The sequence below is a fragment of the Scandinavium sp. genome (assembly GCF_036271055.1).
Taxonomy (GTDB): Bacteria; Pseudomonadota; Gammaproteobacteria; order Enterobacterales; family Enterobacteriaceae; genus Scandinavium.
Window position 1 is genome coordinate 1 of sequence record NZ_DATBBJ010000076.1, and the last position, 1,694, is coordinate 1,694.

Annotated in this window: 3 protein-coding genes; 2 read left to right on the forward strand and 1 reads right to left on the reverse strand. The window is 54.1% G+C overall.

Annotation, left to right across the window (positions count from 1 at the left end):
- Together VH187_RS16600 and VH187_RS16605 are read left to right on the forward strand one after the other, a co-directional pair.
- The coding region (locus VH187_RS16600) for a hypothetical protein (protein ID WP_329702566.1) at positions 1 to 223 on the forward strand (223 nt) is incomplete at its 5' end.
- 253 nt (positions 224 to 476) lie between these two features.
- On the forward strand, positions 477 to 761 hold the full coding sequence (locus tag VH187_RS16605; RefSeq protein ID WP_329702567.1) for a hypothetical protein: 285 nt from the start codon (positions 477 to 479) through the stop codon (positions 759 to 761).
- A gap of 375 nt (positions 762 to 1,136) precedes the next feature.
- Here the strand turns inward: VH187_RS16605 and VH187_RS16610 are convergent, their stop codons facing one another.
- Positions 1,137 to 1,577, reverse strand: coding sequence for a hypothetical protein (locus VH187_RS16610; RefSeq protein ID WP_329702568.1), 441 nt, complete (start codon positions 1,575 to 1,577; stop codon positions 1,137 to 1,139).
- Positions 1,578 to 1,694: the final 117 nt, after the last annotated feature.

The window sequence follows — 1,694 nt, forward strand, 5'->3', positions numbered from 1 at the left end:
TCGGCTGTCCGGACCCGGGTTCGAAGAGAACCTGGCGCTAGTTGAGATGATTATTGGCGAGAATAGTCGTGCGATCTCAACTCTCACGCGGTTGTTACAAACGCCGTATGGTGGCTGGCTTTATAACCCAGCGCCCATCACACCGGCCCTTCTTAGGCTGGATCCAATTTGGGACCCGTTGCGCGCGGACCCCGCTTTCCAAAAGCTGCTCGACGCCAGGTAAAATCTCGCCTGGATCGCGCTAAACCACGTTATTTCACGCTTCGATGACAAGACATGCAGTACCATATGACAGTGACAATGGCTGTTGGCGCTCCTGAATGATTCCCGGCAGGGTCGCTTTGCAATGACGTTTGCGCAGGATCGCTGCCAGCCTTACCGGCTCAACACGGGCAGCTGAGGGATTCCGAGGGTTCTAGCGACCTCAGTGGGTTGTTTGCTCAGAGTCGCGGACGGGGATAAACAAAGGCCGCACCGTGGGAAATCGAACCACGGTGCGACTTTCTAACGGTTATTCCTTATTGAGGCATGTGAATGCCATCGCCACTGTCTGGGGCTTGCACCCCGGGTCCTTCCCTCTGGTTCAACAGCGCGGAATGCTGGTGGCCGTGGTGGCCGCGGTGGCGGTGGCGGCCGCCTATGGCGTCTTTGGCCGGCTTCAGGTCACAGACTTTGATTTTGATGTTTTTCTTTTGCATTTTAGTTTTCCTTTCTTGAGTTGTTTTGTTGTTTCTGAGGAGTCATTTCTGGCCGTTCACTGAGGTAGTGCGTAAAATCGGACGCGAGGTTACGCGAAAAAGTGATGGGCCAACGGTCAAGACACCGAACTGAGGGTCTCCGAGCGTTCTGGAGACCTCGTACGTGTGATACTCCTGAAACGATTCCGCTCCCTAAACCCCAATTGACGCGCCTCGTGGCCGCCGTCGCTGATCACTTCCGCAAAGCCCGTCGGTTGAGTGTCGTACGGCGGACCGGATGCAATCAGCAACGCAATCGCCCATGCGCAATTTATTTTGCTTTCTTGGTTTGGGACTCCGTGCGTGCTCGCCATACCGCCATCGCCGAGACTGCGCTGCGCCCAAGCCAAGGAAGAAGAAGCAGAAACGTGATGATTATGGTTGCGCTGTCGTGATCGTTCATAGATTTCCATTTTCCTTTCTTTGCTCACACAAGTAATGCGTAAAGTCCGGCTCGAGGTTACGCGGAAAGATGCGGAAATGCGTTAAATCCGTCAGGGCAACCTGATCGAGACGCACGAACAGGCGGGCGATTTCAAGGAATGGTAGCGCGCTGAAAATGCTTGCGTTTATCGGGTTAGTTGGACATCCTAAGGCGAACGTTGCTGCGAAATAATTGGGACCATGGAGGCACAAAACAAAGATTACAATATGGGTGTGGTTCGCTCCGTTTGGCGCCGAATGAAGAAGGGACACATCAAAGTTCGTGACCTGCAGCCAGAAAAAGACGTCAAAGGTGGTGGCGGTGTTACGGGCAATTCCAAACCCATCACAGGGGGCGCAGGAGAAGGTCCAAGAGCAAACGGATAAGACCAGACTATCAAATCCCGGCGTCGGCAATCCAGATCATTCGCCGATTGTCCTCTGTGCCGATTGTGGCGGAGCCTTGCAAGGGCTGTTAGAACGCTTCCCAAGCAGAGACAGGCCCGCTACTTCCATTCTCGACATTCGAGAATG